This window comes from Bosea sp. (in: a-proteobacteria) (assembly GCF_023953965.1).
Taxonomy (GTDB): Bacteria; Pseudomonadota; Alphaproteobacteria; order Rhizobiales; family Beijerinckiaceae; genus Allobosea.
In genome coordinates, this window is the sequence record NZ_JAMLIX010000002.1 from 325,128 (window position 1) to 350,389 (window position 25,262).

The 25,262-nt window shown below is 70.1% G+C and carries 29 protein-coding genes and 1 tRNA gene; 15 read left to right on the forward strand and 15 right to left on the reverse strand.

The annotated features are described in order from the left end of the window. The first annotated feature begins 64 nt into the window (after positions 1 to 64). Genes M9917_RS16465 through M9917_RS16475 form a run of 3 tightly spaced genes read left to right on the forward strand, consistent with a single transcriptional unit; the run spans position 65 to position 1,673 of the window. The gene (locus M9917_RS16465) at positions 65 to 583 is read left to right on the forward strand and encodes a hypothetical protein (protein ID WP_297255469.1); all 519 of its coding nucleotides are present in this window, start codon (positions 65 to 67) and stop codon (positions 581 to 583) included. Beyond that, on the forward strand, positions 583 to 1,050 hold the full coding sequence (locus M9917_RS16470; protein WP_297255471.1) for a hypothetical protein: 468 nt from the start codon (positions 583 to 585) through the stop codon (positions 1,048 to 1,050). The genes M9917_RS16465 and M9917_RS16470 overlap by 1 nt, the downstream gene beginning before the upstream one ends. Continuing rightward, entirely contained in the window at positions 1,047 to 1,673 is a 627-nt protein-coding gene (locus tag M9917_RS16475) for a uracil-DNA glycosylase family protein (RefSeq protein ID WP_297255472.1), read from the forward strand. The genes M9917_RS16470 and M9917_RS16475 overlap by 4 nt, the downstream gene beginning before the upstream one ends. 2 nt (positions 1,674 to 1,675) lie before the next feature. Here the strand turns inward: M9917_RS16475 and M9917_RS16480 are convergent, their stop codons facing one another. After that, a complete protein-coding gene (locus M9917_RS16480) occupies positions 1,676 to 2,059 on the reverse strand; it encodes a porin family protein (RefSeq protein WP_297255475.1) in 384 nt (127 codons plus the stop codon). A 174-nt stretch (positions 2,060 to 2,233) separates the two neighbouring features. Then, complete coding sequence (locus M9917_RS16485) at positions 2,234 to 3,319, reverse strand: TRAP transporter substrate-binding protein (RefSeq protein WP_297255477.1); 1,086 nt, start codon at positions 3,317 to 3,319, stop codon at positions 2,234 to 2,236. Positions 3,320 to 3,618: 299 nt separating this feature from the next. Between M9917_RS16485 and M9917_RS16490 the strand changes: the two genes are divergently transcribed. Beyond that, positions 3,619 to 4,398, forward strand: coding sequence for a hypothetical protein (locus M9917_RS16490; protein WP_297255479.1), 780 nt, complete (start codon positions 3,619 to 3,621; stop codon positions 4,396 to 4,398). A 7-nt stretch (positions 4,399 to 4,405) separates the two neighbouring features. Here the strand turns inward: M9917_RS16490 and M9917_RS16495 are convergent, their stop codons facing one another. Then, positions 4,406 to 5,080 carry a spermidine synthase gene (locus M9917_RS16495; protein ID WP_297255481.1) on the reverse strand — a complete coding sequence of 225 codons (675 nt, stop codon included), beginning with the start codon at positions 5,078 to 5,080 and terminating at the stop codon, positions 4,406 to 4,408. 129 nt (positions 5,081 to 5,209) lie between these two features. Here M9917_RS16495 and M9917_RS16500 point away from each other — a divergent pair, with 129 nt between their 5' ends. After that, positions 5,210 to 6,076, forward strand: coding sequence for an NAD(P)-dependent oxidoreductase (locus M9917_RS16500; protein WP_297255483.1), 867 nt, complete (start codon positions 5,210 to 5,212; stop codon positions 6,074 to 6,076). 24 nt (positions 6,077 to 6,100) lie between these two features. Here M9917_RS16500 and M9917_RS16505 read toward each other — a convergent pair whose 3' ends face one another. The 5 genes from M9917_RS16505 to moaA form a co-directional block, all read right to left on the reverse strand. Beyond that, positions 6,101 to 7,003, reverse strand: coding sequence for a DMT family transporter (locus M9917_RS16505; RefSeq protein ID WP_297255485.1), 903 nt, complete (start codon positions 7,001 to 7,003; stop codon positions 6,101 to 6,103). A 154-nt stretch (positions 7,004 to 7,157) separates the two neighbouring features. After that, on the reverse strand, positions 7,158 to 7,922 hold the full coding sequence (locus tag M9917_RS16510) for a hypothetical protein (RefSeq protein WP_297255487.1): 765 nt from the start codon (positions 7,920 to 7,922) through the stop codon (positions 7,158 to 7,160). Positions 7,923 to 7,932: 10 nt separating this feature from the next. Next, on the reverse strand, positions 7,933 to 9,390 hold the full coding sequence (locus M9917_RS16515) for a hypothetical protein (protein WP_297255488.1): 1,458 nt from the start codon (positions 9,388 to 9,390) through the stop codon (positions 7,933 to 7,935). Next, complete coding sequence (locus M9917_RS16520) at positions 9,380 to 9,961, reverse strand: hypothetical protein (protein ID WP_297255491.1); 582 nt, start codon at positions 9,959 to 9,961, stop codon at positions 9,380 to 9,382. The genes M9917_RS16515 and M9917_RS16520 overlap by 11 nt, the downstream gene beginning before the upstream one ends. An 85-nt stretch (positions 9,962 to 10,046) precedes the next feature. Continuing rightward, positions 10,047 to 11,060, reverse strand: a complete 1,014-nt coding sequence (gene moaA / locus M9917_RS16525) for a GTP 3',8-cyclase MoaA (RefSeq protein WP_297257102.1) — start codon at positions 11,058 to 11,060, stop codon at positions 10,047 to 10,049. Positions 11,061 to 11,221: 161 nt separating this feature from the next. Between moaA and M9917_RS16530 the strand changes: the two genes are divergently transcribed. Continuing rightward, the gene (locus M9917_RS16530; protein WP_297255493.1) at positions 11,222 to 11,584 is read left to right on the forward strand and encodes a gamma-butyrobetaine hydroxylase family protein; all 363 of its coding nucleotides are present in this window, start codon (positions 11,222 to 11,224) and stop codon (positions 11,582 to 11,584) included. Between the two features lie 55 nt (positions 11,585 to 11,639). On the opposite strand, the gene M9917_RS16535 is transcribed toward M9917_RS16530, so the two are convergent. After that, entirely contained in the window at positions 11,640 to 12,218 is a 579-nt protein-coding gene (locus tag M9917_RS16535; protein ID WP_297255494.1) for a L,D-transpeptidase, read from the reverse strand. A gap of 180 nt (positions 12,219 to 12,398) precedes the next feature. Next, positions 12,399 to 13,310, reverse strand: a complete 912-nt coding sequence (locus M9917_RS16540) for a lytic transglycosylase domain-containing protein (protein ID WP_297255496.1) — start codon at positions 13,308 to 13,310, stop codon at positions 12,399 to 12,401. Between the two features lie 109 nt (positions 13,311 to 13,419). Between M9917_RS16540 and M9917_RS16545 the strand changes: the two genes are divergently transcribed. The 4 genes from M9917_RS16545 to M9917_RS16560 all read left to right on the forward strand — a co-directional run bounded on the left by M9917_RS16545 (position 13,420) and on the right by M9917_RS16560 (position 16,115). Beyond that, positions 13,420 to 14,478 (forward strand): hypothetical protein, encoded by a 1,059-nt coding sequence (locus tag M9917_RS16545; protein WP_297255498.1) that lies wholly within the window; start codon positions 13,420 to 13,422, stop codon positions 14,476 to 14,478. 107 nt (positions 14,479 to 14,585) lie between these two features. Further along, positions 14,586 to 14,858, forward strand: a complete 273-nt coding sequence (locus M9917_RS16550; protein WP_297255500.1) for a spike base protein, RCAP_Rcc01079 family — start codon at positions 14,586 to 14,588, stop codon at positions 14,856 to 14,858. Positions 14,859 to 14,865: 7 nt separating this feature from the next. Beyond that, positions 14,866 to 15,771 (forward strand): hypothetical protein, encoded by a 906-nt coding sequence (locus M9917_RS16555; protein WP_297255501.1) that lies wholly within the window; start codon positions 14,866 to 14,868, stop codon positions 15,769 to 15,771. Next, positions 15,768 to 16,115 (forward strand): hypothetical protein, encoded by a 348-nt coding sequence (locus tag M9917_RS16560; RefSeq protein ID WP_297255503.1) that lies wholly within the window; start codon positions 15,768 to 15,770, stop codon positions 16,113 to 16,115. Before M9917_RS16555 ends, M9917_RS16560 begins: the two co-directional genes overlap by 4 nt. Positions 16,116 to 16,166: 51 nt before the next feature. On the opposite strand, the gene M9917_RS16565 is transcribed toward M9917_RS16560, so the two are convergent. Further along, positions 16,167 to 16,241 (reverse strand) — tRNA-Val (locus tag M9917_RS16565). Between the two features lie 27 nt (positions 16,242 to 16,268). Beyond that, a complete protein-coding gene (locus M9917_RS16570) occupies positions 16,269 to 16,967 on the reverse strand; it encodes an HAD family hydrolase (protein ID WP_297255505.1) in 699 nt (232 codons plus the stop codon). 200 nt (positions 16,968 to 17,167) lie between these two features. Between M9917_RS16570 and M9917_RS16575 the strand changes: the two genes are divergently transcribed. The 3 genes from M9917_RS16575 to M9917_RS16585 all read left to right on the forward strand — a co-directional run bounded on the left by M9917_RS16575 (position 17,168) and on the right by M9917_RS16585 (position 18,990). Further along, complete coding sequence (locus tag M9917_RS16575; RefSeq protein ID WP_297257103.1) at positions 17,168 to 17,512, forward strand: hypothetical protein; 345 nt, start codon at positions 17,168 to 17,170, stop codon at positions 17,510 to 17,512. 109 nt (positions 17,513 to 17,621) lie between these two features. Further along, the gene (rpiA, locus tag M9917_RS16580) at positions 17,622 to 18,323 is read left to right on the forward strand and encodes a ribose-5-phosphate isomerase RpiA (RefSeq protein WP_297255506.1); all 702 of its coding nucleotides are present in this window, start codon (positions 17,622 to 17,624) and stop codon (positions 18,321 to 18,323) included. Between the two features lie 169 nt (positions 18,324 to 18,492). Then, entirely contained in the window at positions 18,493 to 18,990 is a 498-nt protein-coding gene (locus M9917_RS16585; RefSeq protein ID WP_297255508.1) for a DUF2059 domain-containing protein, read from the forward strand. An 89-nt stretch (positions 18,991 to 19,079) separates the two neighbouring features. Here M9917_RS16585 and M9917_RS16590 read toward each other — a convergent pair whose 3' ends face one another. From M9917_RS16590 to M9917_RS16600, 3 genes are all read right to left on the reverse strand, one after another. Continuing rightward, complete coding sequence (locus tag M9917_RS16590) at positions 19,080 to 20,579, reverse strand: tripartite tricarboxylate transporter permease (RefSeq protein WP_297255510.1); 1,500 nt, start codon at positions 20,577 to 20,579, stop codon at positions 19,080 to 19,082. A gap of 13 nt (positions 20,580 to 20,592) precedes the next feature. Then, complete coding sequence (locus M9917_RS16595) at positions 20,593 to 21,072, reverse strand: tripartite tricarboxylate transporter TctB family protein (protein ID WP_297255512.1); 480 nt, start codon at positions 21,070 to 21,072, stop codon at positions 20,593 to 20,595. A gap of 98 nt (positions 21,073 to 21,170) precedes the next feature. Beyond that, complete coding sequence (locus M9917_RS16600; RefSeq protein WP_297255513.1) at positions 21,171 to 22,136, reverse strand: Bug family tripartite tricarboxylate transporter substrate binding protein; 966 nt, start codon at positions 22,134 to 22,136, stop codon at positions 21,171 to 21,173. A gap of 224 nt (positions 22,137 to 22,360) precedes the next feature. On the opposite strand from M9917_RS16600, the gene M9917_RS16605 reads away from it, so the two are divergent. After that, the gene (locus M9917_RS16605; RefSeq protein WP_297255515.1) at positions 22,361 to 23,605 is read left to right on the forward strand and encodes an O-antigen ligase family protein; all 1,245 of its coding nucleotides are present in this window, start codon (positions 22,361 to 22,363) and stop codon (positions 23,603 to 23,605) included. Continuing rightward, a complete protein-coding gene (gor, locus tag M9917_RS16610; protein WP_297255517.1) occupies positions 23,598 to 24,968 on the forward strand; it encodes a glutathione-disulfide reductase in 1,371 nt (456 codons plus the stop codon). The genes M9917_RS16605 and gor overlap by 8 nt, the downstream gene beginning before the upstream one ends. The last annotated feature ends 294 nt before the right edge of the window (positions 24,969 to 25,262 follow it).

Sequence of the window (25,262 nt, forward strand, 5' to 3'; positions counted from 1 at the left end):
CGGCAATCGGGTTGACCTTCCGGCGCGGGCCGTTATCCGGTTGGGCGGCAGGGGAGAGGATCCGATGAAGCTCCATGACGGCGGGCGCAGGCGCCATCCGCGGCGGCTCGCCAGGCTCGAGGCCGCGCTTCTCGCCCTGCTCGCGCTCCTGGCCGTCCCGGCCTCCGCGCCGGCCGCCGAGCGGCTGAGCGGCGAGGCGATCGAGCGCGCCTTCCGGGGCAATACCGTCTCGGGCCGCTACACCAATGGCGGCTTCTTCACCGAATATCACGATCCCGACGGCCGGGCGCTCGGCCATAATGGCTGGCAGCCCAACACCGATGCCTGCTGGATCACCAAGCCGGACCGGATCTGCTATTATTACGGTCCGCCGAGCGAGCGGACGGTGCACTGCTTCTCGGTCGAGATGAGCGGCGATCTCTACGTCCTGCGCAACAGCGGCGACGGCAGGGTCAATGCGCTCGCCAGGGTCGAGCCCGGCAATCCGCGCGGCCACACCGACAACGGCACGCCCTGGTATTGCGACGGGCTGATCTCGCGGGCGCCCGAGGCCCCGATGAGCCGGAAGCTGGCGCGGCGCTGATGGCCCGGCTTTCAAGCCTCGCCGTCCTCGCGTCGAGCCTGCTCGCGCTGGCGCAGGCCATGGCCGCGGAGCGGCTGGACGGGCCCCGGATCAGGCGGCTTTTCGAGGGCAACACCGTTTCAGGCCGCTATTCCGGCAGCAATCTGCCGTTCAGCGAGTATCACCACCCCGACGGCAGGGCGAGCGGGCATAACCGCAACGTGCCGAACACCGATGCCTGCTGGACCACGACGCAGGACGCCGTCTGCTATTATTACGGCCCGTGGGAGAAGCGGCGCACCTATTGCTTCACCATCGAGACGAGCGGCGATCTCCTCGTCATCCGCAGCCGCCCGAGCGGACGCATCAACGGTCTCGCCCGCGTCGAGAAGGGCGATCCCCACGGCTATGCCGGGGCGCAGGCGAACTGGCACTGCGACGGCCTGATCTCGCGGGCGCCGGACCCTGCCCGGCTGGCGCGCCGATGAGTGCCGGCGAGCCGCTCGACGAGGTGCTGGCGCAGTTGCGCGCCTGCCGCATCTGCCGCGATGCGCCCCGCTTCCCGCCGCCGCTGCCGCATCAGCCGCGCCCGGTCATCCAGGCTTCGGCGACGGCGCGGCTGTGCATCGCCGGGCAGGCGCCGGGAACGCGCGTCCACGCCAGCGGCCGGCCGTTCAACGATCCGTCGGGCGTGCGCCTGCGCAGCTGGCTCGGCATCGACGAGGCGGCCTTCTACGATGCGGAAAAGGTCGCGATCGTGCCGATGGGCTTCTGCTTCCCCGGCCTCGACGCCAAGGGCGGCGACAGGCCGCCTCGGCGGGAATGCGCACCGGCCTGGCGGGCGCGCGTCTTCGCGAGCCTGCCCCGGATCGAGCTCGTGCTGGCGATCGGGCGCTATGCCCAGGATTGGCACCTGGGCGGCAAGGGCGTGGGCAGTCTCTCCGCGACCGTGGCGGACTGGCGCGAGATCCTCGCCCGGCCGGTCTTTCCGCGCGTGCTGCCCCTGCCGCATCCGTCCTGGCGCAACAATGCCTGGCTCAAGCGCAATCCGTGGTTCGAGGCCGAGCTTCTGCCCGTCCTGCGGCAGGAGGTGGCGCGGCTGCTGCGCTGAGTTCAGCGGCGGAAGGGGCCGGAATCGAGCCCGCGATCGACCTTGCCCCGCACCCCGATCACCGAGCGGACCGGCCCGAAGGCGGTCTCGCCCCGGCTTTCGAGATAGACCAGCCCGTCGGCCCGGCTGCCATAGCCGTTGCGCGAGCTCTTGCCGAATTCGGCGCGGACTGCGCCGCCGGCCCGCACGCAGAACGAGGAGCCTTCGACCCGCATGAAGCCGGCGCCGTATTCGGGACAGGGGCGGGCGGCGGGGCCGGATCTGGCGGCAGGCTTCGCCGGGGTTTCGTACGCAGCCGCCTTCCGCGGCAGCGGCTCGCCGATCGACTGCGCCGCGGCGGCGGTCGCAAGGCCGGACAGGATGAGGGCGAGCGCGGTGCGCGGCATGGCAAGGACCCGTGAGCGACGCTCTAGCGATAAGATAGCTCATCGTTATCGCGTCCGGTAGGACGCGCGATGAGCTAGCGAACCAGCAAGGCGCGTTTGTGGCAAGGCCGGCCGCAACGGAAAGGCCCGGCTCGCGCCGGGCCTTGTGATGGTTCGCGTGGTGGCGCCGTCCGCTCAGCGGGTGCGCGTGCGGACCTGGAAGACGTCGAAGGAGAGCTCGGCGACCTGCCACCACAGATACTGCTCCGAGCGGAAGGCGGCCATGGTGTCGATCGCCTTCTTGAAGTCCGGGTTCTTGGCCGAGATTTCGGTATAGAGCTCGTTGGCGGCCTTCAGGCAGGCTTCCATCATGTCCTGCGGGAAGGGGCGAAGCTGCGTGCCGGCCGCGACGAGGCGCTTCAGCGCCGGCGGGTTCACCACGTCGTAGCGCGCCGCCATCTGCGTGTTGGCATAGGTGCAGGCGGCGGTCAGCGCGGCCTGATAGGACTTGGGCAGCGAATTCCACTTCTCCAGGTTGATGAAGGCGTGGACGGTCGGCCCGCCCTCCCAGAAGCCCGGATAGTAGTAATAGGGCGCGACCTTGGCGAAGCCGAGCTTCTCGTCGTCATAGGGGCCGACCCATTCGGCGCCGTCGATCGTGCCTTTCTCGAGCGCCGGATAGATGTCGCCGCCGCCGAGCTGCTGCGGCACCAGCCCGAGCTTCTGGAGCACGGAGCCGGCGATGCCGCCGATGCGCATCTTCAGGCCCTGGAGGTCGGCGACCGACTTGATCTCCTTGCGGAACCAGCCGCCCATCTGCGCGCCGGTGTTGCCGCAGGGAATGCCGTAGGCGTTGAATTTCTTGTAGAATTCGTTGAACAGCTCGTTGCCGCCGTGCTGGAACAGCCAGGCGTTCTGCATGCGTGCGTTGAGGCCGAAGGGGACCGAGGCCGCGATCGCGAAGGTCGGGTCCTTGCCGACATAGTAGTAGGAGACGGTGTGCGCCATCTCGACGGTGTTGTTGGTGACCGCGTCCAGCGCCTGGAGCGCCGGGACGATCTCGCCGCCGGCGAAGACCTGGATCTGGAATTTGCCGTCGGTCAGCTCCGAGACCATCTTGGCCATGATCTCGGCGCCGGCGAAGATCGTGTCGAGGGATTTCGGGAAGCTCGACGCCAGGCGCCATTTGATCTCGGGATTCGACTGGGCGACGGCAGGCATGGCGACGGCGGTCGCGGCGGCACCGGCCGCGGCGGTCTGGATGAACTGACGGCGCTTCATCTGGAGGCTCTCCTCGGCTGTCTGACGGATGCAGGCGTTTCTGATGACGGCTTCTGTCGCCCGGCGGTCGAAATCGGGTTGTAGCGAAAGGGCTTGCGAAGCGCGAGGGATTTCAGCGCCGATTCCTGCGACTTTCGGGTAAGTTCCGGCCTCGGACCGGGCGTTTCCGCCCCCGGCGGGGCGCGGCATGCGCGGCCGTTCGGCGGGCGCTTAAAAGGGCGCGACATCCCCGCCGCGGATGTCGTAGAAGTCGCGCTGCAACACGGGTGCCGCCAGCGCGCCGCCGGAAAAGGAAGACCATGATTCGGATTCGATCGATCGCGCGGGCCGCCGCGATGGGCGGGCTCCTCCTGCTGGCCCCCGCGGCTGAGGCCGAGGTGCCGGCCAACGGCAAGGCCTATCTGGACGCCGCCTTCGCCTCCGTCCAGTCGCTGCTCAGGCTCTACGACGGCAAGCCGACCCTGCCGCGCCTGTCCGACCCCGTCGACGGCAAGGTCCTGGCCGATGTCTGGAACCTGCCGGCGATCCTGGGCACGCCGCCCTATGCCGCGCCGGATCTGGCGCTGCTGCTCGAGTTCATCCAGAAGCAGACGCAGATCCTGCAGGTTTATGCGCTGTTCTCGCCGGAGCCGGGCCGCAAGGAGCCGGATCAGGCGGCCAACGCGGTCGAATTCCAGGACGAGCTGAGCCACGCGCGCGTCTTCCTGCTCAGGGCGGCCGGCGGCGCGCTTTCGGCGATCAATGATTTCTCCTTCAGGCTGAAGGACGACGAGAAGACCGAGGAGCGGGCCCGGGGCCTCAGGGAGATGCGGCTCGGCCTTCAGGAGATCGTGGTCGGCTCGGCGCTGGCGCTGCGCGATCCGGGATTGACCGACGCCAACCGCCTGCTCATCGCCGGGGCCTTCGCCGAGAACGCGGCCGGCATCGCCGCCGCGCTCGCGCCGCCCGACCGCAATGCGCTCGTCGGCGCGCTTCAGGCCGTGCGCCCGTCCCTGCGGCCCGAGGCGCAAAAGGCGATCTCGGATTTCGCCACGGCCGTGGCGTCCGCCCCCTGCGAGGGCTTCTGCCTGGTCAATTGAGGCCCCGTCAGGGCCGCCTCGCCAGCCAGATCACGTGCCGCGCCCCGCCGCCGCCGCGACGGGCGCGCGCCGTGATCGTCTCGGCGGCAAAGCCCGCCTGGCGCAGCCGCCGGGTGAAGCCGTGGTCCGGCCCCGAGGACCAGACGGCGAGGATGCCGCCTTGCCGCAGCCCGGCCTTGGCCGCCTGCAACCCGGCCGGCCCGTAGAGCCGGTCGTTGCCGGCGACGGTCAGCCCCTCCGGGCCGTTGTCGACGTCCAGCAGGATCGCGTCGTAGCGCCCCTTGCCGGTTGCGATCACCGCCGCGACATCGGCGATGATGAGCCGCAGGCGCGGATCGTCGAGAGAACCGGCGAAGACCGCTGCCATCGGCCCCCGCGCCCAGGCGGCGACGGCCGGGATCAGCTCGGCCACCTCCAGCTCCGCATCCGGCGGCAGGCCGGCGAGCGCGGCCCTGAGCGTGAAGCCCATCCCCAGCCCGCCGATCAGCATGCGCGGCCGCGCCCGCCCGGCCAGCCTTTCGCAGGCAAGCCGCGCCAGCGCCTCCTCCGAGCCGCTGAGGCGGCTGTTCATCAGCTCGTTGGCGCCGAGCATGATCGAGAACTCGCCGCCGCGCCGCTTCAGTCTGAGCTCGCCGCTGCCGTCGGGCAGCGCCGCGCTGTCGAGTACGCTCCAGGGTATCACGTCGCTCTCGCCTCGCCGGGGTGGCGCATGATCTATCCCCTCGCCGCGGTGCGGAAAAGGAGATTCCCCTGTCCCGCCCGATGCTCTAAGCCCGCTGGCGGAGCCACGAAACGGCAAGCGGAGGGCAGCATGGCCAAGGTCGCGTTCATCGGTCTGGGCGTCATGGGATTTCCCATGGCGGGACATCTCAAGGCCAAGGGGCATGAGGTCACCGTCTACAACCGCAACCCGGCGAAGGCGCGCGATTGGGTCGCCCGGCATGGCGGCCGCTCGGTGCCGACGCCGGCCGAGGCCGCGAAGGGCCAGGAGATCGTCTTCGCCTGCGTCGGCAACGACGACGACCTGCGCGCGGTGACGATCGCCGCGAACGGCGCCTTTTCCGGCATGGAGAAGGGCGCGGTCTTCGTCGACCACACCACGGATTCGGCCACCGTCGCGCGCGAGCTCCACGAGGTCGCGAAGCGGGGCGGCTTCGGCTTCGTCGACGCGCCCGTCTCGGGCGGGCAGGCCGGCGCCGAGAATGGCGCGCTGACCGTGATGTGCGGCGGCGAGCCGGAAGCCTATGCCAGGGTCGAGCCGGTGATCGCGAGCTTTTCGCGGATGTGCCGGCTGATGGGGCCGTCCGGCTCCGGCCAGCTCACCAAGATGGTCAACCAGATCTGCATCGCAGGCCTCGTGCAGGGCCTGTCGGAGGGCATTCATTTCGCCAAGCGCGCCGGGCTCGACGTCGAGACCATGCTGGAGGTGATCTCCAAGGGCGCCGCCGGCTCCTGGCAGATGGAGAACCGCGGCAGGACCATGGACCAGGGCAAGTTCGATTTCGGCTTCGCCGTCGGCTGGATGCGCAAGGATCTCGGCATCGTCCTCGACGAGGCGCGCCGCAACGGCGCCCAGCTTCCGGTCACCGCCCTGGTCGACCAGTTCTATGCCGAGGTCCAGAAGAAGGGTGGCAACCGCTGGGATACGTCGAGCCTGATCGCTCTCCTCGAAGGTTGAGACGGCCTTCGCCCGCGGCCGGCGTCATGGCGCCGGCTTGCGGGAGAGCTTCAGGTTGGAATCGGGCCGCACGCGCTGCCGGTGCATGGTGTAGAGGCCGCTGCCGACGATGAGCGCGACGCCGATGGTGGTGAAGAGATCCGGCACGTCGCCCCAGACCAGGTAGCCCAGCAGCGTCGCGAAGACGATGATCGAATAGCGATAGAGCGAAACCACGCTGATATCGGTGCGGCGGAAGGCGCCGATGATGAAGAAGGTGCCGATCACGACCAGCACGGCGGCACAGGCGACATAGACGCTCTCCAGCCGCCAGATCGGCTGCCATTCCTCGGTGAGGCCGAAGGCGATGGCGACGATGCCGGTCAGCACGGTGGTGGTCAGCGACACCACGGTCGAGGGAATGTCGTTGCTGATGAAGCGGGTCGACAGGTCCCTGGCGGCGGTGAGAAAGGCGCAGAACACGGCGACGATGGAGGCCGCGTTGAAGGCTTCGGCCCCGGGGCGCACCACGAACAGCACCCCGATGAAGCCGACGGTGAGCGCCAGCACCCGCCGCCAGCCGACGCGCTCGATCCGCAGCAGCACCGCCAGCGCGACGATCAGCAGCGGCGAGGCCATGTTGATCGCGGTGAGGTTGGCGAGCGGCATCAGCCCGAGCGTCCAGCCGAAGGCCAGCGCGCTCAGGGCTTCGAGGAGGCCGCGCAGCAGCACGCGGGGGTTGAGCGCGGCGCTGAGCCGGTCACCCTGGCGCGCGGCGAAGACGAGCGCGATGCCGATCACGACGGCGAAGCCCGTCCTGAGCGTGATCGCCTGCCCGGCCGGATAGACCTCGCGCGCGAGCTTCATGAACGCGTCGTTGACGATGTAGAACGACATGGCCAGGAGCATGAAGAGGATGCCGCGGCGGTTTTCGGCTGCGCTGGCCAAGGGGTCGGATCCTGTTCGGAAGGCTTCGGGCCGGCGGCGGCTGCGGGGCATCGCACGCAAGGCAGCCATACAGGGGCCGGCGGCGCGGGTCCAATGCATCCCGGGCAGGGAGGCCGTGCGGCGGTGTGGGCCCGTGAGGGAGCGGCTTGCGTCGTTACAGCCTGTCCCAGTCCACCGCGATGTCGAGCTTCCGGAAAGCGTCCTTCCAGAGCGCGGCGGCCTGTTCGAGCCGGGCGGGCTCGTAGACGCCCTGGACCTGATGGATGCCGAGCGTCCAGGCGCCGGCGCCCGCCTCCCGCCAGACCTTGTCGACGAGCCGCCGCAGCCGCTCCGGATCGCGGGCGCCGGCCGCATTGCCGAAGACGGTGAACTGGCCCGAGTTCTGGAGCATGTCGGAAACAAGCAGGAGCCTGCGCTCCCCGGTCGCGACGCGGTTCTCGCGGCGCGAGACGACATCGCCGACCGCCTCCAGGATCGGCGACTGGTTGCCCTTGCCCGGCTGGGTCAGCACCGTCAGCGCCTCGTCGAGCGGGCGGCCGAACTTCTCGACCCATCTGACATATTCGCGCCGCGGATTGCCGATCAGCTCGCTCACCGTCCGGCCGGGATTGCACAGCGAGATCAGGGCGGGAAAGCCGGGCTCGAACACGTCGTTGAAGACATAGATCGACAGCATCCGGTCGGCCGGCAGCGTCTCGCCGATCTGCTTGACCAGCGCCCTCAGCCGCCCCGCCTGCACCTGGCTCCACGGGTCGCTCTTGTCGACGAGGATAAGTGTGTGCCCGACGGGTCCCGTCTTCGGGCACAGCGTTTCCTGGTCGCGCGGCGGGCCGCCGATGAGCGAGGGCGCCGCGAAGAAGCCGGCGAGGCTGAGCCCGGCGAGCACGGAGGCGACGATCGCCCAGTTCTCGGTCTTCATCCGCCGACCCTCAGCGTCTCGTCGCGGCGAAATCCTCCGCCGCCTGTTTGCGGGCCGCCTCGTCCCGCTCGAACGCCTCGCGGCCGGCCTGCGCCGCCGTGAGCTTCACCTGCTCGATCCGGCCTGCGAGATCGACGCCGCGCAGCAGCGTCAGCCGTTCCTTGAGCTTGGCCTCGATCAGGGCCGGCATGCTGGTGAGCTGCTGCTCGAAATCCTCGATCAGGCGCCGGACGGCGACGTATTCCGGCAGCTCTGCCGGCTGGTCGATCTCCGCCAGGTTGAGCGATTGCGTGAAATAGGCCGGGGGCAGGTCGGTGCGCACCCTGAGGTTCGCCTCGCGATACTGCATCATCGCCGCGTCCTTGGCGGCGCGCAGTTGCCCGAGCCGGGAGAGATAAAGATCGCGCGCCGTCTCGGCGGCGGCCTTCACGCCCTGCAGCCTGCGAAGCTCGTCGTGGCAGTCCTCGCGGAAGCCGTCGCTGCGGCCGCGGACCGCCTCGAGCTCCGGCAGGAGCGTGGCGTCGAGCCGGCGGCGCTCCTCCTCGACCGCGCTCCAGCGCTGGCGCCAGCGCTTATAGGCCGATGCCTGGCCCGGATAGGTGCCGAAGGCGGAATAGCCCTTCGTCGCCGCGACGAAGGCGACGAGGCAGCCGATGATGACGAGCGCGACCGACTTGATGTCGTAGATCGCCAGGGGGTTCTCCATCAGGCGCGGCATCACCTGGAAGGAGCGTGCGTCCGGGTTGGCGATCAGCATCTCGCGATAATGCCCGACGGCGAGGTTGAACAGCACGATCAGCGCGATCATCCCGGCATAGGCCGGCAGCGCCCAGAACAGATGCGAGCCCTTCACATGCTGGCAGTAGCGCGCCGGGCCGACCCCCATGCAAAAGCCGAGCGCGATGTTGAGCGCCGAGATGATGACGGCGGTCGCAGCCCCGCCGATCAGGCCGAAATCGCTCGCCTCGGCGAAGAAATTGCCGTTGAGCAGGCTCTCGATCACCAGCGGCACGACGAGGAAGAACAGGATGAACTGCCATTTGTCGGGGCTGGGATCGGCGCTCAGCTTGTTCTCGTAGTTGAAGAAGGCGTATTCGCGCCTGGCCCTGAGCGCGTCGTAGACGCGCTGCTCCAGCTCGCCGCCATGCTTGCTCAGCATCCCGCGCATCGCCGCCTCGATGCCGCGCACCCCGTCCTCGAAGCGCTGCTGCGTGAACAGCGCGCGCCGGCCCGCGATCTCGGCCTGGACCGCGTTGAGGCTTGCCGCCGCCTCCTGCCGGATCGCCGTGGCATGCTCGCGCGCCCGGGCGATCAGGGTCTGCTCGGTCTGCGAGAGCATCGTCGCATCGGCGGCGGGCTGGTTCTCGAGGGCGTCACCGGCGCCGTGATGCCCGGCCCGCACCGCTTCGGCCAGATGATGGGCGCTGGGAGGGGAGGCCCAGGAGGCCTGGCCGTCGTCATTCGCCATGGGCGGCTCGCATCAGGATGTGGCGGGCCGTGACGACATCGGCCCAAAAATCGCGGAAGCCGGGATAGGCCGGGCGCCGATAGGCGCGCTCGAACCAGATCGTCAGGGAAATCAGCGCGCAAAGGCCGAGGATCGGCAGGAGCGCGCCGGAGAGGAATGCCGGCCCCTCCGCCGTGAGCTGCCGGGCCGTCGCCACGAGCCCGAGCCCGCTCGCGATCACCAGCAGGGCGCGGATGCGGTGGCGCCCGGTGTCGCAGGCGAGTTGCAGGCCCGCCCTCATCAGCGTGACGGCGAAGGCGGCGCAGAGTTCGAGCACGAGAAGCCCGACCGCGGCGGCGGCGACGCCGGCCCCGATCCCGGCCGGCGAGAGCGCGCGGAAGACGCCGCGCGCCGACGACCAGCCGAGAAACAGGCAAAGCAGCAGGGCCGCGAGCATCAGCATGGCGAGGAGGGGGAGCGGGCGCCGCAGCCGCGCCGCCATGATGGCGAGCCGGGCCGCATGGGTCTGCCGCAGGATGTCGAGGCATGCCGCGCCGGTCGCCCGCAACCGGGCCGCCGCTACCTGAGCCATCCGACGCAACCGACCCGCCATGACGGTGACGGTAGCGCTTTCGGGGGAGTGGTCAAGCCGCGCCGCTCCCCGCGCCTTGCCGGTCTCACCCGCCGGTGACGCTCATGTGCCGGCCGACCGCCGGGCGCTGATGGCGGCGGTCGATGATGAAGTCGTGGCCCTTCGGCTTGCGGGCGATCGCCTCGTCCATGGCGCGCAGCAGCAGGGCGTCGTCCGGCGAGGCGCGCACCGGCGCGCGCAGATCGGCGGCGTCCTCCTGGCCGAGGCACATATAGAGCGTGCCGGTGCAGGTCAGCCGCACGCGGTTGCAGCTCTCGCAGAAATTATGCGTCAGCGGCGTGATGAAGCCGACGAGCCCGCCGGTCTCCTTGACGCGGACATAGCGCGCCGGCCCGCCGGTGCGGTAGGGATCGTCGACCAGGGTATATCTGTCCATCAGCCGCCCGCGCACCACCGAGAGCGGCAGGTACTGGTCGACGCGGCCGGCCTCGATCTCGCCCATCGGCATGACCTCGATCAGGGTCAGGTCCATGTTAAGCCCGTGGGCCCACAGCATCAGATGCTCGATCTCGTCGTCGTTGACGCCCTTCAGCGCGACCGCGTTGATCTTGACCCGGATGCCGGCCTTGCGTGCCGCCGCGATGCCGGCGAGCACGACGGCAAGGTCGCCCCGGCGGGTGATGGCGCGGAACTTGTCGGGGTCGAGCGTGTCGAGCGAGACGTTGACGCGGCGCACGCCGTAGCCGGCAAGCTCCTGGGCATGGCGGGAGAGCAGCGAGCCGTTGGTGGTCAGCGTCAGCTCCTCCAGCGCGCCGGAGGTGAGATGGCGCGAGAGCGAGCGGAACAGGCTCATGATGTCGCGGCGCACCAGGGGCTCGCCGCCGGTCAGCCTGAGCTTCTTCGTGCCGCGCGCGACGAAGGCGCTGGCGATCCGGTCGAGCTCCTCGAGCGTCAGCAGGTCCTTGCGCGGCAGGAACGTCATGTCCTCGGACATGCAGTAGACGCAGCGGAAATCGCAGCGATCCGTCACCGAGATGCGCAGATAGGAGATGGTGCGGCCGAACGGGTCGACCAGCGGCGGCCGCGTCAGCGGCTTCATGTCGTCGAGCAGCACGTCTGCCTCACGTTCCCGCAACCGAAGCGGCCGCTCCGCGCAGGATGCGGGCGCGCCTTCGACTTGCTATAGCATGACATTGGCACTCAGCCGGCGAAGGTCAAGCGCCGGCAGCCTGCAGCCTTGCGAAAGGACAAAGACCGACCATGTCGTCCTGGCCGACCGAACTGCGCCTCTCCAAGGACCGCCGGACCCTGCATGTCGCCTTCGACGACGGGGCCGCCTTCGCGCTGCCGGCCGAGCTTTTGCGGGTCGAGAGCCCCTCGGCCGAGGTGCAGGGGCACCATCCCAGCCAGAAGACCGTCGTGCCCGGCAAGGCCGGGGTTGAGATCCTGCGGGTCGAGCCGGTCGGCAACTATGCCGTCAGGCTCGGCTTCGACGACATGCACGAGACCGGCATCTACGCCTGGGATTATCTGCGCGAGCTCGGCGAGCAGGCTGAGGAGAAGATGCGGGCTTATGTCGCGGCGCTCGCCGAGAAGGGCCTGTCGCGCGAGCGGCGGCGGTAACCCGACGAAAAAGGCCGGCGTCGCCGCCGGCCTCGATCCAACGCTTGCGTGTTCTTCAGCGCGCCACGACGACGCGGGTGCCGACCTTGGCGCGGTCGTAGAGGTCGATCACGTCCTCGTTCAGCATGCGGATGCAGCCGGAGGATACCGCCTGGCCGATCGTCTCCGGCTCGTTCGAGCCGTGGATGCGGTAGAGCGTCGAGCCGAGATAGAGCGCGCGCGCGCCCATCGGATTGTCGGGGCCGCCGGGCATGAAGCGCGGCAGGTCGGGGCGGCGCTTCAGCATCTGCGCCGGCGGGGTCCAGGTCGGCCATTCCTGCTTGCGCGAGACGATCTGGGTCCCGGCCCAGTCGAAGCCGGGGCGGCCGACGCCGACGCCGTAGCGCATCGCCTTGCCGTCGGGCATCACGAAATAGAGGCGCCGCGCCGCCGAATCGATCACGATCGTGCCGGGCTTGTGCTGGGTCGTGTAGTCGACGATCTCGCGCGGGATGGCGGTGGCCTGCGCCTTGGCGGGATCGACGTACTGGATCAGCGGCTGGCGGGTCAGCGGATCGATTTCGGCGCGGGCGGCGGAGCCGAGTGCGAAGAGGCCAAGACCGGCGAGCAGGGCCGGGCGGAGGAAGCGGGACATCGGAGGAAACCTCGGGCGGACGGGGCGGCTGGATCGCGAAGTTGACATGGGAAAAGTCAACGTCTCCTCAACGTCCTGTCAGCTTCGCCGGGGCCGTGCAATCAGGCCGCGATCACATCGCCGGGAGCATGTCAGCTTTGCCGCATGCCGTTGCGCGCCTGCAACATCGCCCGCCCGGCCTCAGCTTCTCAGCACGACGCAGGCGCCGCGATCGGCCTGGATGCGCCGGCACAGCGCGCTCGCCTCGGCGCGCGTCGCGGCAGGCAGGCGCACCCGGTAGAAGGCGCGGGTGCCGCGGCTGCGCAGGCGTGTCCCGATAACCATCGGCGGCAGCGCGCCGATGATCGTGCGGTGGCGGCCCGCCGCCCGCTGGAAGGCGGCGAGCGCCCGCGCCTTCGAGAAATTGCCGGAAAGCTGCACGCCCCAGGGCGCGAAGGGCGCTTCCGCGATCGCCGGAAGGGCGGGGCGGGACTGGCGGATCGCGGCGAGCGTCGGCGCGCAAGCCCCTTGCGCATCGCCGTCCAGCGTCGCCGGCGGCGAGCGCCCGTCGCCGTTGCCCGGCTCGGCGGCGGCCTGCGCCCAGTCCTCGGCCGTGCGGCCGGTGACGGCGAGGACGTAGTTCTCGGTTTCGGCCGGCAGGAAGCGCGTCTCACCGGCCTTGCGGGCCTGAAGCCAGGCGGCGACGCGATTCGGCCCGCCATTGTAGGCCGCCGCGGCGAGCCCCCAATTGCCGAAGCGCACCCGCAGCTCAGCCAGGAAATGCGCTGCCTTCGGCACGGCCTGTTCCGGGTCGAACGGGTCGACGAGCCCGCGCTCGCGCGCCGTGCCGGGCATGAACTGGGCGAGCCCCTGCGCGCCGGCCGGGCTGGTGACGCCGGGCCGGAAGCTCGATTCCTGGAAGATCAGCCGGGTCAGGAAGGCGGCGGGCAGGCCTTGCGCCCTGGCCGCGTCGTCGATCAGCCGGCACAGCGCGTCCTGGATGCCGGAGGAGGGTGGGGTGGCCTCCTCGGCCGATGCGGGCGCGAGCGCGAGCACCGCCGCGAGGACAAGCGCGGCGAGACGTCCGATCGGGCGGCGAAGGTCGGCGGGCATCGCCGGCTTCTCGCATGTCCGGCGCGCCGCAGCCAGTCGCGAGACGGGTGTTCAAGCGGGCCGTGCATGCTCTAGAAGGACGCCGCATCAGACGGAGCGGAAAGCCGGAATGGCGAAAGCCTGGATAGCCTGGTCGCGATGGTTCCTGCTGGCGGCGCTGGCCGCGGCGGGGCTCGTCTTCGCCTTCGTTGCCGCGCTCGATCCCTTCGGCATGCGGGTCCATGCCGGCGACGCGGCGCGGCCGATCATGGATATCAACCAGCGCTTCATGTATCCGCAGCTCGTCCGCTCCGGGCGCTTCGACGCGGCGGTGATCGGCACCTCGACGATGCGTCTCGTCGACCCGCAGGCCCTGTCGCGCGGGCTCGATGCCCGCTTCGTCAACCTCGCCATGAATGCGGCCACGCCCTGGGAGCAGATGGAGATGGCGCGGCTCTTCCGCGCGCATGTCCGGGTGCCGCGGCGGCTGATCTGGGGCATCGACACGACCTGGTGCGAGGCCGACGCGACCGACGAGGGCAGGCGCCTGACGCCGCGGCCGGTGCCGGCCTGGTTCTCGCGCGAGGTCGCCTGGAGCGACTGGCCGAAGCTCCTCAACCTGACCAATCTCGAGATCGCCGGCCGCCTCCTGGCCCATCGGCTCGGCTGGTCGCCCGCGCGCATCCGCGGCGACGGCTACGAGGTCTTCACCCCGCCCGAGGCGAGCTACGATCTCATCCGGGCACAGGCCCATATCTATGCCAGCCTGGGCGGCAGGGTCGCCGACCTTGCGCCGCTCTCGCCGCCGGCTTCCGTCGCGCCGGCCGAGAGCGCCCGCTGGCGCTTTCCGGCGCTGTCCTGGCTGGAGGAGAGCATCATGGCCTTCCCGAAGGAGACGCAGGTGATGCTGGTGCTGCCGCCCGCTCACCTCGCGGCCTATCCGCGCGAAGGCTCGCCCGGCTGGCAGCGTTACGCCCGCTGCAAGGCCGAGATCGCGGCGCTCGCCCGCCGCCACGGCGCGACGCTCGTCGATTACGCGCATGCCTCGCCGATCACGACGCAGGACGCCAACTACTGGGATCCGCTGCATTTCCGGCTGCCGGTCGCGGCCCGTTTCAGCGCGGAGCTCGTCGCGATCGCCAGCGGCGGCGCGCCCGGGGCAGACGGCGCGGCGAACGTGCTGCGCTGAGGTACAGGCAGGTTATAGGAATTTATCCCCATGAAATGAATCAAGGACATTATCGGGCAGCCATCCATGCCCCGCCTCACCGGCGGGCGGAACGCAAGGGAAGTCCCATGCCCGCGAAAAACCGCTATGCGAACAATGCCATGTCGGCGATCGGTCCGGCCGTCATGCTGCGCGCCGTGACGCCTCACGATAGCGACGAGCTTGAATACGTCACGAACGGCATCGTGGCCGGCGTGGCCGGCACGATCGCCGTCGTCGCGCTGGAGGATGCTTCGCCGGTCGCGCTGACGGTGATTCCCGGCCAGCTCCTGCCGATCCGCGCCAGGAAGATCATGGCCACCGGCACGACGGCGACCGGCATCGTCGCGCTGATCTCGTGAGGCCGGCATGCATGGTTTCAGCCTGTCGATACCGCAGCTTTCGGCCCTCGGCTCCGCCTGGTCGCCGGCCCTCCTGTTCGCCGGCGGCTCTCCCGGCTTCTGGGCCGGCGGGTTCGATCCGGCGCGGGGCCGGCTGTTCCAGAGCCAGACCGGCACGGCCGCCTCCGCCGCCGGCCAGACGGTCGGTCTCGCCCTCGACATCTCGCAGGGCGCGACGCTCGGCGCCAATCTCGCCCCGGCGAGCCTGACGGCGGCCGGATGGGTTTTCGCCAACGTCTCCGGGAATGCGGCGCGGACCGCCTCGACCCTGCATTTCGAGAACCTGATCGATCGCAACAATCTCGTGATCAACTCCGGTGTCTCATGGCCCCTCGGAGCGGCCATCGAGGTTCGCGCGACGCTCAGCGGTTCCGGTCTAGGCCGGACGGTCGGCCTCACCGGAGCGGGGGGCACCGATGTGCTGCATTCGTTCACGCTCACCGGCTCGCCGGTCGAATACGTCGCCCGCTTCGGCAACCGCACCGCCGGCACGGGTTTCGGCTTCGGCTTCTACGGGTATGACGCGACGCCGGTCGACTTCACGGTCCACGCCGTCAGCGTCCGCCAGATCGCCGGCCGTCATGCGATCCAGGCGACCGCGCTCTCCCGCCCGACGCTGACGCTGGCCGGCGGACGCTACCACCTCTACGACGACGGCAACGACACGCTGGACGTGGCGCTGCCGGCCGGCACCTACAGCCGCGCCTGGGTCGACAACCTCGGCGCGATCACCGTCGAGCGCGGCATCGCGATCGCGGCGACCGAGAACGTCCTGCGGGCGACCCGGCTCTGCGACGTGCTCTATGTGCAGGGCTCGCTCCCGGCCGGGGACGAGGCGTCGCTCAGGGCCTATTGGCAGGGGAGGTTCCCATGATCCGCGTGACGATCGCCTGTCCTGAGGCGCTGATCGGCGACGCCAACGCGCTCGCCCGCGTGCTCGGCTACAGCGAGGCGGATGGAAAGACCTATGGCGAGGCCGGCTGGCGGGATGAGGCGGGCAACCGCTACGCAGTGGCCTCGGGGCTGGTCTCGGAAGGTTTCGCGGCAGCCGCGCAGTCTGCGCTGGTGGAGCCCGAATGGGGCGCCGACATGGCAGCGGCCGTGAGGGCTCAGTCACGCGTCAGGATCGGCGGCCCGGCCGATCCGGCGCATCTCGTCGCGGTGTTCGATGAGGATGCCGAGGCGGCTTACCGGCTGCTCGGCGTGCTTCGTGCCTAGCATCCTGCCCTGCGCGGACGGGTGGTCGGTTCCCCGCGAACGTCGTGTCGATGGTGGGCGGCACAGGGATCGAACCTGTGACCCCTCCCGTGTGAAGGGAGTGCTCTACCGCTGAGCTAGCCGCCCGAACGGGCCTCTCCTAGTCGGCGCGCCTCATGCCGTCAAGGACGCGCGCGCCGCAGAGTTCAGCGCCCGGCCGACCGCGCCGGGAAGCTCGTCGAAATGCTGGATGACGAAATCCGGCGCCAGCGTTTCGATCGGCACGTCGGTATAGCCGAAGGGCACGCAGATCGAGGGGATGCCGGCGGCGCGGGCGGTCGCGATGTCGGTGCGGGAATCGCCGATCATCACGGCCCGCGCCGGATCGGCCTTCGCCGCCTCGATCGTCAGGGTGAGATGGCGCGGATCGGGCTTGAAGAAGGGGAATGTGTCGCGCCCGGCCACCGCCGCGAAGCGGCCGGCGATGCCGAAATGGTCGAGGATCAGCCGCGTGTGCAGGATCGGCTTGTTGGTGCAGACCGCCAGCGCATAGCCTTCGCCCGCGAGCAGATCGAGCGCGCCGGCGACGCCGTCGAAGAGATGGCTGTTCGCCGCCGTGTCCGTGGCGTAGATCGTCAGGAAATCGGCGAAGAGCCGCTCCAGCGTCGCAGGCTCGAGCGGCCGGCCCGAGACCTTGAAGCCGCGCTCGATCAGGGCCCGGGCGCCTGCGCCGACGAGTTCGCGCGCCCGCGCCAGCGGCAGCGCCGGCAGGCCCTCGCGCTCGAGGATCACGTTGAGGACCCGCATAATGTCCGGCGCCGTCTCGGCGAGCGTTCCGTCGAGATCGAAGACGACGATGGGAGGCAGGCTCATGATCGGGACTTTCGAGGGCGCGATGCGGTCGGGAGCCCCGGTTAAAGGTCCTCGCGGCCGGGCTGGCAAGCCCCGTGACGCCGCCTCCCCAAATTTGCCGCGCGGGATGGTATCCTGAAGCCCGATTCGTCGTGCGACCGGCGGCAGGGAAGGCCATCATGTCGAAGATCACGGGAAGAGGGGCGTCGATCGCGGTCGCCATGCTGGCGGCGGGGCTCGCGCTGCCAGGCGCTGCGCCGGCGCTGGCCGGCTCTTTCGAGTTCGCGCCCGCGCCGCATACCGATCTCAACCGCGTCTATCGGATCGACAAGGCGACGGGCGAGGTCGGCGCCTGCCAGTTCCAGCTCAAGGAAGGCGGCGTCGGCCAGACGATCTGCTTCCCCGCGGGCGAGGGGGCGGGCCCCCAGCCGCCCGGCGAATACGGGCTGATGCCGTCGCGCCATGAGAAGGAGGGCGGCATCTTCCGCGTCAATCTGCGCACCGGCGAGGCGAGCGTCTGCTACGTCTTCGACGACAAGACGGTGTGCACGCCCCAGGCGAAATGACGCCGCGCTCCGCCCGCGCGCTGGACTTGAGCGCTCCGCCGGGGCAGGAGAGCGCCGTCGCCCCCGCGAGGACGGTGGCTGTCTTCCTCAAGCGGAGCCGGACGGAGCCATGACTGCCGACGATCTGAAGAAACAGGCTGCCGCGCGCGCGCTGGAGCTCGTCCGGCCGGGCATGCGCCTCGGGCTCGGCACCGGCTCCACGGCGAAGCATTTCGTCGATCTGCTCGGCCTGCGCGTCGCCGAGGGCTTCGAGATCCTCTGCGTCGCGACCTCCGAGGCGACGCAGGCCCAGGCGGTCGCGCTCGGCATCCCGCTGTCGACGCTCGACGAGACGCCCGAGCTCGACCTCACCGTCGACGGCGCCGACGAGATCGATCCGCAGCTGCGCCTGATCAAGGGCGGCGGCGCGGCGCTGCTGCGCGAGAAGATCGTCGCCTCGGCCTCGGCCCGGATGGTGGTGATCGCCGATGACGGCAAGCTGGTGAAGACGCTCGGCCGTTTCCCGCTGCCGATCGAGGTCGTGCCCTTCGGGCTTGAAGTGACGCGCCGGGCCGTGGTCGAGGCCATTGCCGCCGCGGGCGCGGCGGGCGAGCTCGTGCTGCGCCGGCGCCCGGACGGTGCGATCCTCGTCACCGATGGCGGCCATTACCTGCTCGATGCGCATCTCGGCGCAATCGAGCGGCCCGAAGCGTTGGCGCAGGCGCTGAACGGGGTGCCCGGCGTCGTCGAGCACGGCCTGTTCATCGGGCTCGCCTCGGGCGCGATCCTGGCCGGCGCCGACGGGCTGAAGCTGCTCGGCCGGATCGGATGATGCCGTTCTGTGCGATCTAGCTCCTTGTTCCGGCATCGGATTGTTCCGAAAAGTGGATTCCACTTTCCGGTCCGATGCTCTAAGGAACGCGCGTAATGACCGGAGCATCGCTGCCGGGGGTGCAATCGTGCTCTCCGGCGATGCGCCGACGATGAAGGGGTTTCAAGGCATGATCCGTCGTTCTCTCGTCAGGGCCGCCGTCGGTCTGGCGCTCCTGTGCGCAGCTCCCGCCTTCGCCCAGGCGCCGACGCTGACCCAAAGCCATCTCCAGGCGGCGCGCGAGGTGATGGACCTCACCGGCGTCTCGCAGAGCATCACCAACATCTACAACGAGTTCGAGCGGAGCGCCCAGGATCTCGTCGCGACGCGTCCGGAGATGAAGAAAGACATGGAGGCCGTCATCGCCGAGCTGAAGCCGGAAGCCGACAAGCGCGCCGACGAGATGGCGAGGACCGCGACCGCCATCTTCGCCAGCAAGATGACCGAGCCCGATCTGAAGGAGGTCGCCGGCTTCTTCAGGTCCCCGGTCGGCCAGCGCTACAACACCCTGCGGCCGCAGGCGATGGACGAGATCTTCAAGGAGCTGCAGCCCTGGAGCCTGCAGACCAGCCAGTACCTGTTCGATCGCTTCTCGCAGGAGATGCGCAAGCGCGGCCATACGTTCTGAAAGCTGACGGGCGCCTTCGGCGCTCGGGGATAAAAAGGGCCGGCGCGGATGCGCCGGCCCTTTTTCGTGAAGGTGGCGGCGTGGCCCGCTCAGTCCTCCGAGGCCTGGAAGCGGTTGAGCCCCTTCATCAGGAAGGGCGCGACCAGCGCCAGGAAGGCGATGCCGAGCAGCGTCGCCGAGATCGGGTTCTCCAGCAGGATCATCGGGTCGCCGAGGCTGATCTGCAGGGCGCGGCGCAATTGCGCCTCCGCCATCGGCCCCAGGATCAGCCCGACCACCATCGGCGCCACCGGATAGTCGTAGCGGCGCATCAGATAGCCGAGGAAGCCGAAGGCGAAGAGCATGCCGAGCTCGACCGGCGAAGAGTTGACCGCGAGCGTGCCCATCGTGGCGAAGACCAGGATGCCGGCATAGAGCCAGGGCTGCGGGATCGCCAGCAGCCGGACCCAGAGCCCGATCAGCGGCAGGTTCAGGATCACCAGCATGACGTTGGCGATGAACAGCGAGGCGATCAGGCCCCAGACCAGGTCCGGCTTCTCGGCGAACAGCAGCGGGCCGGGATTGAGCCCGTATTGCTGGAAGCCGGCGAGCATGATCGCCGCCGTCGCCGAGGTCGGCAGGCCGAGGGTCAGCAGCGGCACCAGCGTGCCGGCGGCCGACGCGTTGTTGGCCGCTTCCGGCCCGGCGACGCCCTCGATCGCGCCCTTGCCGAACTCGTCGGGATATTTGCAGAGCTTGCGCTCGGTCGAATAGCTCAGGAAGGTCGGAACCTCGGCGCCGCCGGCCGGCAGCGCGCCGATCGGGAAGCCGAAGGCGGTGCCGCGCAGCCAGGGCGCCCAGGAGCGCTTCCAGTCCTGCGCGGTCATCCACAGCGAGCCCTTGATCGGGATGATCTCCTCGGGATCGCGGAAGCGCTTGGAGGCGACGTAGAAGGCCTCGCCCACGGCGAACAGGCCGACCGCCAGCGTCGTCACCTCGACGCCGTTGAGCAGGTCCGGCACGCCGAAGGTCAGCCGCGACTGTCCCGTCAGCTTGTCGATGCCGATCAGCCCGAGCGTGATGCCGATGAACAGGCTGGTGAGGCCGCGCAGCGGCGAGTCGCCGAAGGTCGCCGAAACCGTGACGAAGGCGACGATCATCAGCGCGAAATAATCCCAGGGGCCGAACTTCACCGCGACCTCGACCAGCCAGGGCGCGAGGAAGGCGAGCCCGATCGTCGCGATCAGCCCGGCGACGAAGGAGCCGATCGCCGCGGTCGCGAGCGCCGGCCCGCCGCGCCCGGCCTTGGCCATCTTGTTGCCCTCGAGCGCGGTCGCCATCGAGGCGCTTTCGCCGGGCGCGTTGAGCAGGATCGCGGTGGTCGAGCCGCCATACATGCCGCCGTAGTAGATGCCGGCGAACATGATGAGCGAGCCTGCCGGATCGAGCTTGAAGGTGACGGGCAGCAGCAGCGCGACGGTCAGCGCCGGGCCGATGCCGGGCAGCACGCCGACGGCGGTGCCGAGGAAGACGCCGATCAGGCAGAACAAGAGCTTCGACGGTTCGAGCGCGACGCTGAAGCCGTGGAAGAGGGAGAGCAGGGTATCCATGGTCGGCTCTCCTTCAGAGGAACAGTTGCTCGAGCGGTCCCGCCGGCAGGATCAGCGTCAGGACCTTGGCGAAGACGAGGAAGATCGCGAGGCCCAGCACGAAGCCGATCGCGAGGTCGACCAGCAGCGCCTGCCGGCCCATGCCGCGGGCGGTGCAGGCGAAGACCACCGCAATCGCGATGGTGAAGCCGCCGCCGAGCGCGATGCAGGCGATCAGGAAGGCAAGCCCGCCGGCGATCCAGGCGAGCGCCGCGGTGTCGGCCGCCTCGGGCTCGGGCAGCCCTTCGCGGAAGGCGACGAAGAAATGCGCGAGGCCGAGGATGACGAGGCCTGCCGCCACGACATAGGGCATGGCGGTGGGGCCTACGCCGTAATTCGAGGTGATGGTCTGCGTCGAGGCGTCGTAGCCGACGAGGGCGGCGGTGATCAGCAGGAGGACGCCCACCACCAGGGCCGGCTTGTTGGCGCCTTGCGTATGCGTATCGTTGGTCATGGCGTTTCCAGCATGGGGCCGGCGCTCTTGCGGCGTTCTCGGCGGGGAAAAAAGGGGCCGGTTTCCCGGCCCCTCGGTGTCTTGCGGTCCTGCCCGGCCTACTTCACCAGGCCGACTTCGGTCATGACCTTCGAGACGCGGGCGATCTCGTCCTTGAGGAAGGCGCTGAAGGCGTCGCCGGCGAGGAAGGAATCGTCCCAGCCGCGGGCCTTGAGGATCTCCTGCCATTCCTTCGACTTGACCATCTGCTCCATCGTGCCGACCAGCGCCTTGGTCTGCTCAGGCGTCAGGCCGGGAGGGGCGACGACGGAGCGCCAGTTCAGGAGCTCGAGATCGATGCCCTGCTCCTTCAGCGTCGGCGCGTCCGGCGCGTTCTCGAGGCGCTTCGACGAGGAGACGGCGAGCACCCTGAGCTTGCCGGCCTTGATCTGGCCCTCGAACTCGCCATAGCCGGAGACGCCGGCCGTGACGCGCCCGCCGAGCATCGCCGCCAGCGCCTCGCCGCCGCCCGAGAACGGGATGTAGTTGATCTTCCGGGCGTCGGCGCCGACGGCCTGGGCGAACAGCGCGGCGAGGATGTGGTCGGTGCCGCCGGCCGAGCCGCCGGCCCAGGTCACCTTGGCCGGGTCGGCCTTGAGGGCCGCGGCCAGGTCCTTGGCGGTCTTCAGCGGCGATTCCGCCGGCACGACGATGACCTCGGCCTCGGCGGTGAGGCGCGCGATCGGCGTGACCTGGGTCAGGTTGACCGGCGACTTGTTGAGCAGGATGGCGCCGACCATGACGAAGCCGTTGACCATCAGCTGGTGGCCGTCGCCCTTGGCGCCGATGAGCTGGGAGAGCCCGATCGTGCCGCCGGCGCCGGTCACGTTGTTGACCTGCACGCTCTTGACGATGCCGGCGGCGGTGAGCGCCTGCTGCATCGAGCGGGCCGTGCCGTCCCAGCCGCCGCCGGGCGCGGCGGGCGCCATGATCTTGAGTTCGGGAAGCTGGGCCAGCGCCGCCGTCGAGAGGGCGGCGATGGCCACCGCCGTCAGGGCGGTGCGCTTCAGGATGGATGTCAGCATGAATTTCCTCCGATTGCGGCCTTGGCCCACGGGTTTTTTGGGGCGGTGAGCCTGTGGCACCTTGCCGCGTCAAACGTCAATTGCGCCCCATTGCATAATCGGAAGTCAAGAATTTTCGGCGGTGGCCGATTTCTCAGCGTCATCTATGCCTTTTGTTCTACGACTCGACCGATCCTGCGCGCCTGCCACTGGCCGCAGCCTGCGCGATCGCGTAAGCGCAGGCCATGAGCCCGCCACGCCTCGCCGATCGTCCCGAAACCGTGCCGGACCGCGCCGGCCTGCCGCGGCTGCTGACGGGAACCGGCGCGGCGCTGATGGTGCTGATGCCGCTGGCGATGTGGCTCGCCAACCGCTCTTCCCCGCTCATGCTCGCGCTCGCGGGCGCTTCGCTTGCCGCGGCGGCGGTCGCGGCCGGCGATGGGCGCGCGCTTGCCGCGCGCCTGCGCCGTCTTGCCGCCTCGCCGCCGGCGCTCGCGCTCGCGGCCTTCCTCGCCTGGGCGCTCGTCTCGATCCTGTGGAGCCACCGGCCGGCGGCCTCGCTCTCGGCCTGGGGGGAGCTCGTGCTGCCGATCGCCTGCGCGCTCGCGATCGCGGCTTGCGGCCGCTTCCGCCCGCGGCCCGCCTGGCTCAGGGCGCTCGCCGTCGCGATCATCCTCGCCTGCCTGCTCACGATCGTCGAGCTCGCCTCGGGCCTGTCGCAGCGGGCGGCGCTCGGCGTCGGCAAGCTGATGGGCTTCGTCTTCAACCGCACGGCGATCACGGCGCTCGTGCTCGCCGTGCCGGCGATCCACGGCCTCTGGAGCCTCAGCCGGTCGGACCGGCTGCTGGCTATCGTCCTGGCGTTTTCCGTCGCCGCGCTGGTGCTGCGTTCCGAGAGCGCCTCGGCCGGGCTCGGCCTCGCCGTCGTCGTCCTGTGCTGGGCGCTGGCGCATTTTCGCCCGCGTCTGATGCTGACGGCGGCGGCCTCGGCCTTCGTCCTCGCCATGGCGCTGGCGCCGGTGCTCGGCCTCGCCGCGCGCGACGGGCTGCCCGCGCTGATCCTCGACCGCTTCCCCGCGATGACCGGGCAGGCGCGCATCGACATCTGGGTAAGCTTCGGCGAGGCGGCCCGCGCCCGCCCGATTGCCGGTGCGGGCTTCGGCACATCGGCCGCCATGCGGGAGCATCCGGTCGCGGCCGCGGTTTCGCCCGAGCACCGGGAGCTTCTGGGCGTCGGCCATCCGCACGACATGCCGCTCCAGGCCTGGGCCGAGACCGGTGTGATCGGCGCAGGGCTGCTCGTGCTGGCGGGGCTTGCCCTGCTCGCGCGGCTCGGCCGGCTCACGGCGCGGGAGATGGCGCCGAGGCTCGCCCTCTTCACCGGCGCCTTCGCGATCGCCGCCGTCGGGCACGGTGCCTGGCAAGGCTGGTGGATCGCCGTGCTGGGAGCCGCCATCCTCTGGTTCGCGCAGGGAGAAGACCATGCCTGAGTTCGACGTCGACCTCTTCGTCATCGGGGCCGGTTCCGGCGGCACGCGCGCTGCGCGGATCGCGGCCGGCCACGGCGCCCGCGTGATGATCGCCGAGGAGGACCGGATCGGCGGCACCTGCGTCATCCGCGGCTGCGTGCCGAAGAAGCTGTTCGTCTATGCCAGCCGCTTCGCGGAGGATTTCGAGGACGCGGCCGGCTTCGGCTGGACGCTGCCGGAGCCACCGGTCTTCGACTGGCCGAAGCTGCGCGACGCGGTGGCGGCCGAGGTCACGCGCCTCTCCGGCCTCTACCGCAAGGGGCTGGAGGGCGCCGGCGTCGCGATCCGTGAGGAGCGCGCCGTCGTCGAGGGGCCGCACGCGGTCAGGCTGACGACGAGCGGGGAGGTGGTCCGCGCCCGTCACATCCTCGTCGCCACCGGCGGCTGGCCCGCCTTCGACCCGCCGATCCCCGGCGGCGCGCTCGGCATCTCCTCCAACGAGATATTCCATCTGCCGGTGCTGCCGAAGCGGCTGCTCGTCGTCGGCGGCGGCTATATCGCGCTCGAATTCGCCAGCCTCTTCGCGAGGCTCGGCGTCGCGGTGACGGTGCTGCACCGGGGCGACAACATCCTGCGCGGCTTCGACGAGGACATCCGCGACCGCCTGCGCGACGCGCTCGCCGAGGCCGGCATCCGCATGCGGCTCGGCTGCACGATCACGCGCATCGAGGAACTACCCGACGGCACCCGCCGCGCCCATTGCTCGAAGGGCGAGCCGGTCGAGGCCGATGTCGTCCTCGTCGCCACCGGCCGCCGGCCGAACACCAGGGAACTCGGCCTGGAGCAGGCCGGCGTCGTGCTCGGATCGCGCGGCGAGATCGCGGTCGACGCGGCCTCCGCCAGCAGCGTGCCCTCGATCCACGCGGTCGGCGACGTGACCGACCGGGTCAACCTGACGCCGGTGGCGATCCGCGAGGGCCACGCCTTCGCCGATACGACCTTCGGCGGCCGGCGCTGGACAGTCGACCACGCCATCGTCGCCTCGGCGGTCTTCACCACCCCGGAGATCGGCACTGTGGGCCTGTCGGAAACGCAGGCGGTCGCGGCCGGACATGAGGTCCGGGTCTTCGAATCCGGCTTCCGCCCGATGAAGGCGACGATCTCCGGCCGGCAGGAGCGCGTCTACATGAAGCTCGTGGTCGATGCGGCATCGGACAAGGTGCTGGGCGTCCACATCCTCGGCCACGATGCCGGCGAGATCGTCCAGGCGGTCGCGATCGCGGTGACGATGGGCGCGACCAAGGCCGATTTCGACCGCACCGTCGCGCTGCATCCGAGCGCGGCGGAGGAACTCGTCACGATGCGCACGCCGCGGGCGGGCTGAAGCGGCGGGACCACGTCCGTCATTCCGGGGCGCGCCGCAGGCGTGAATTCGGAACCCGCGACTGTGTGGTCCTCGCCGCCCGGTTGAATCACCTTGCGAAGCGCTTGAATCGGAATGGCAGCCCCTTGCCGCGCCATGGCAAGGGCCGCCTCTATCCCATTGCGGAGAATCGCCTTTCCGGGACCGCCGATCCGCCACCGGGCGGGCTGCGGCGGCGGGGAGCGCCGGATGGTGGCCATTCCGGCTCCGCCGGTGTATAGCCGGCCCTTCGCGCTACCAAGAGGTTAACGACGC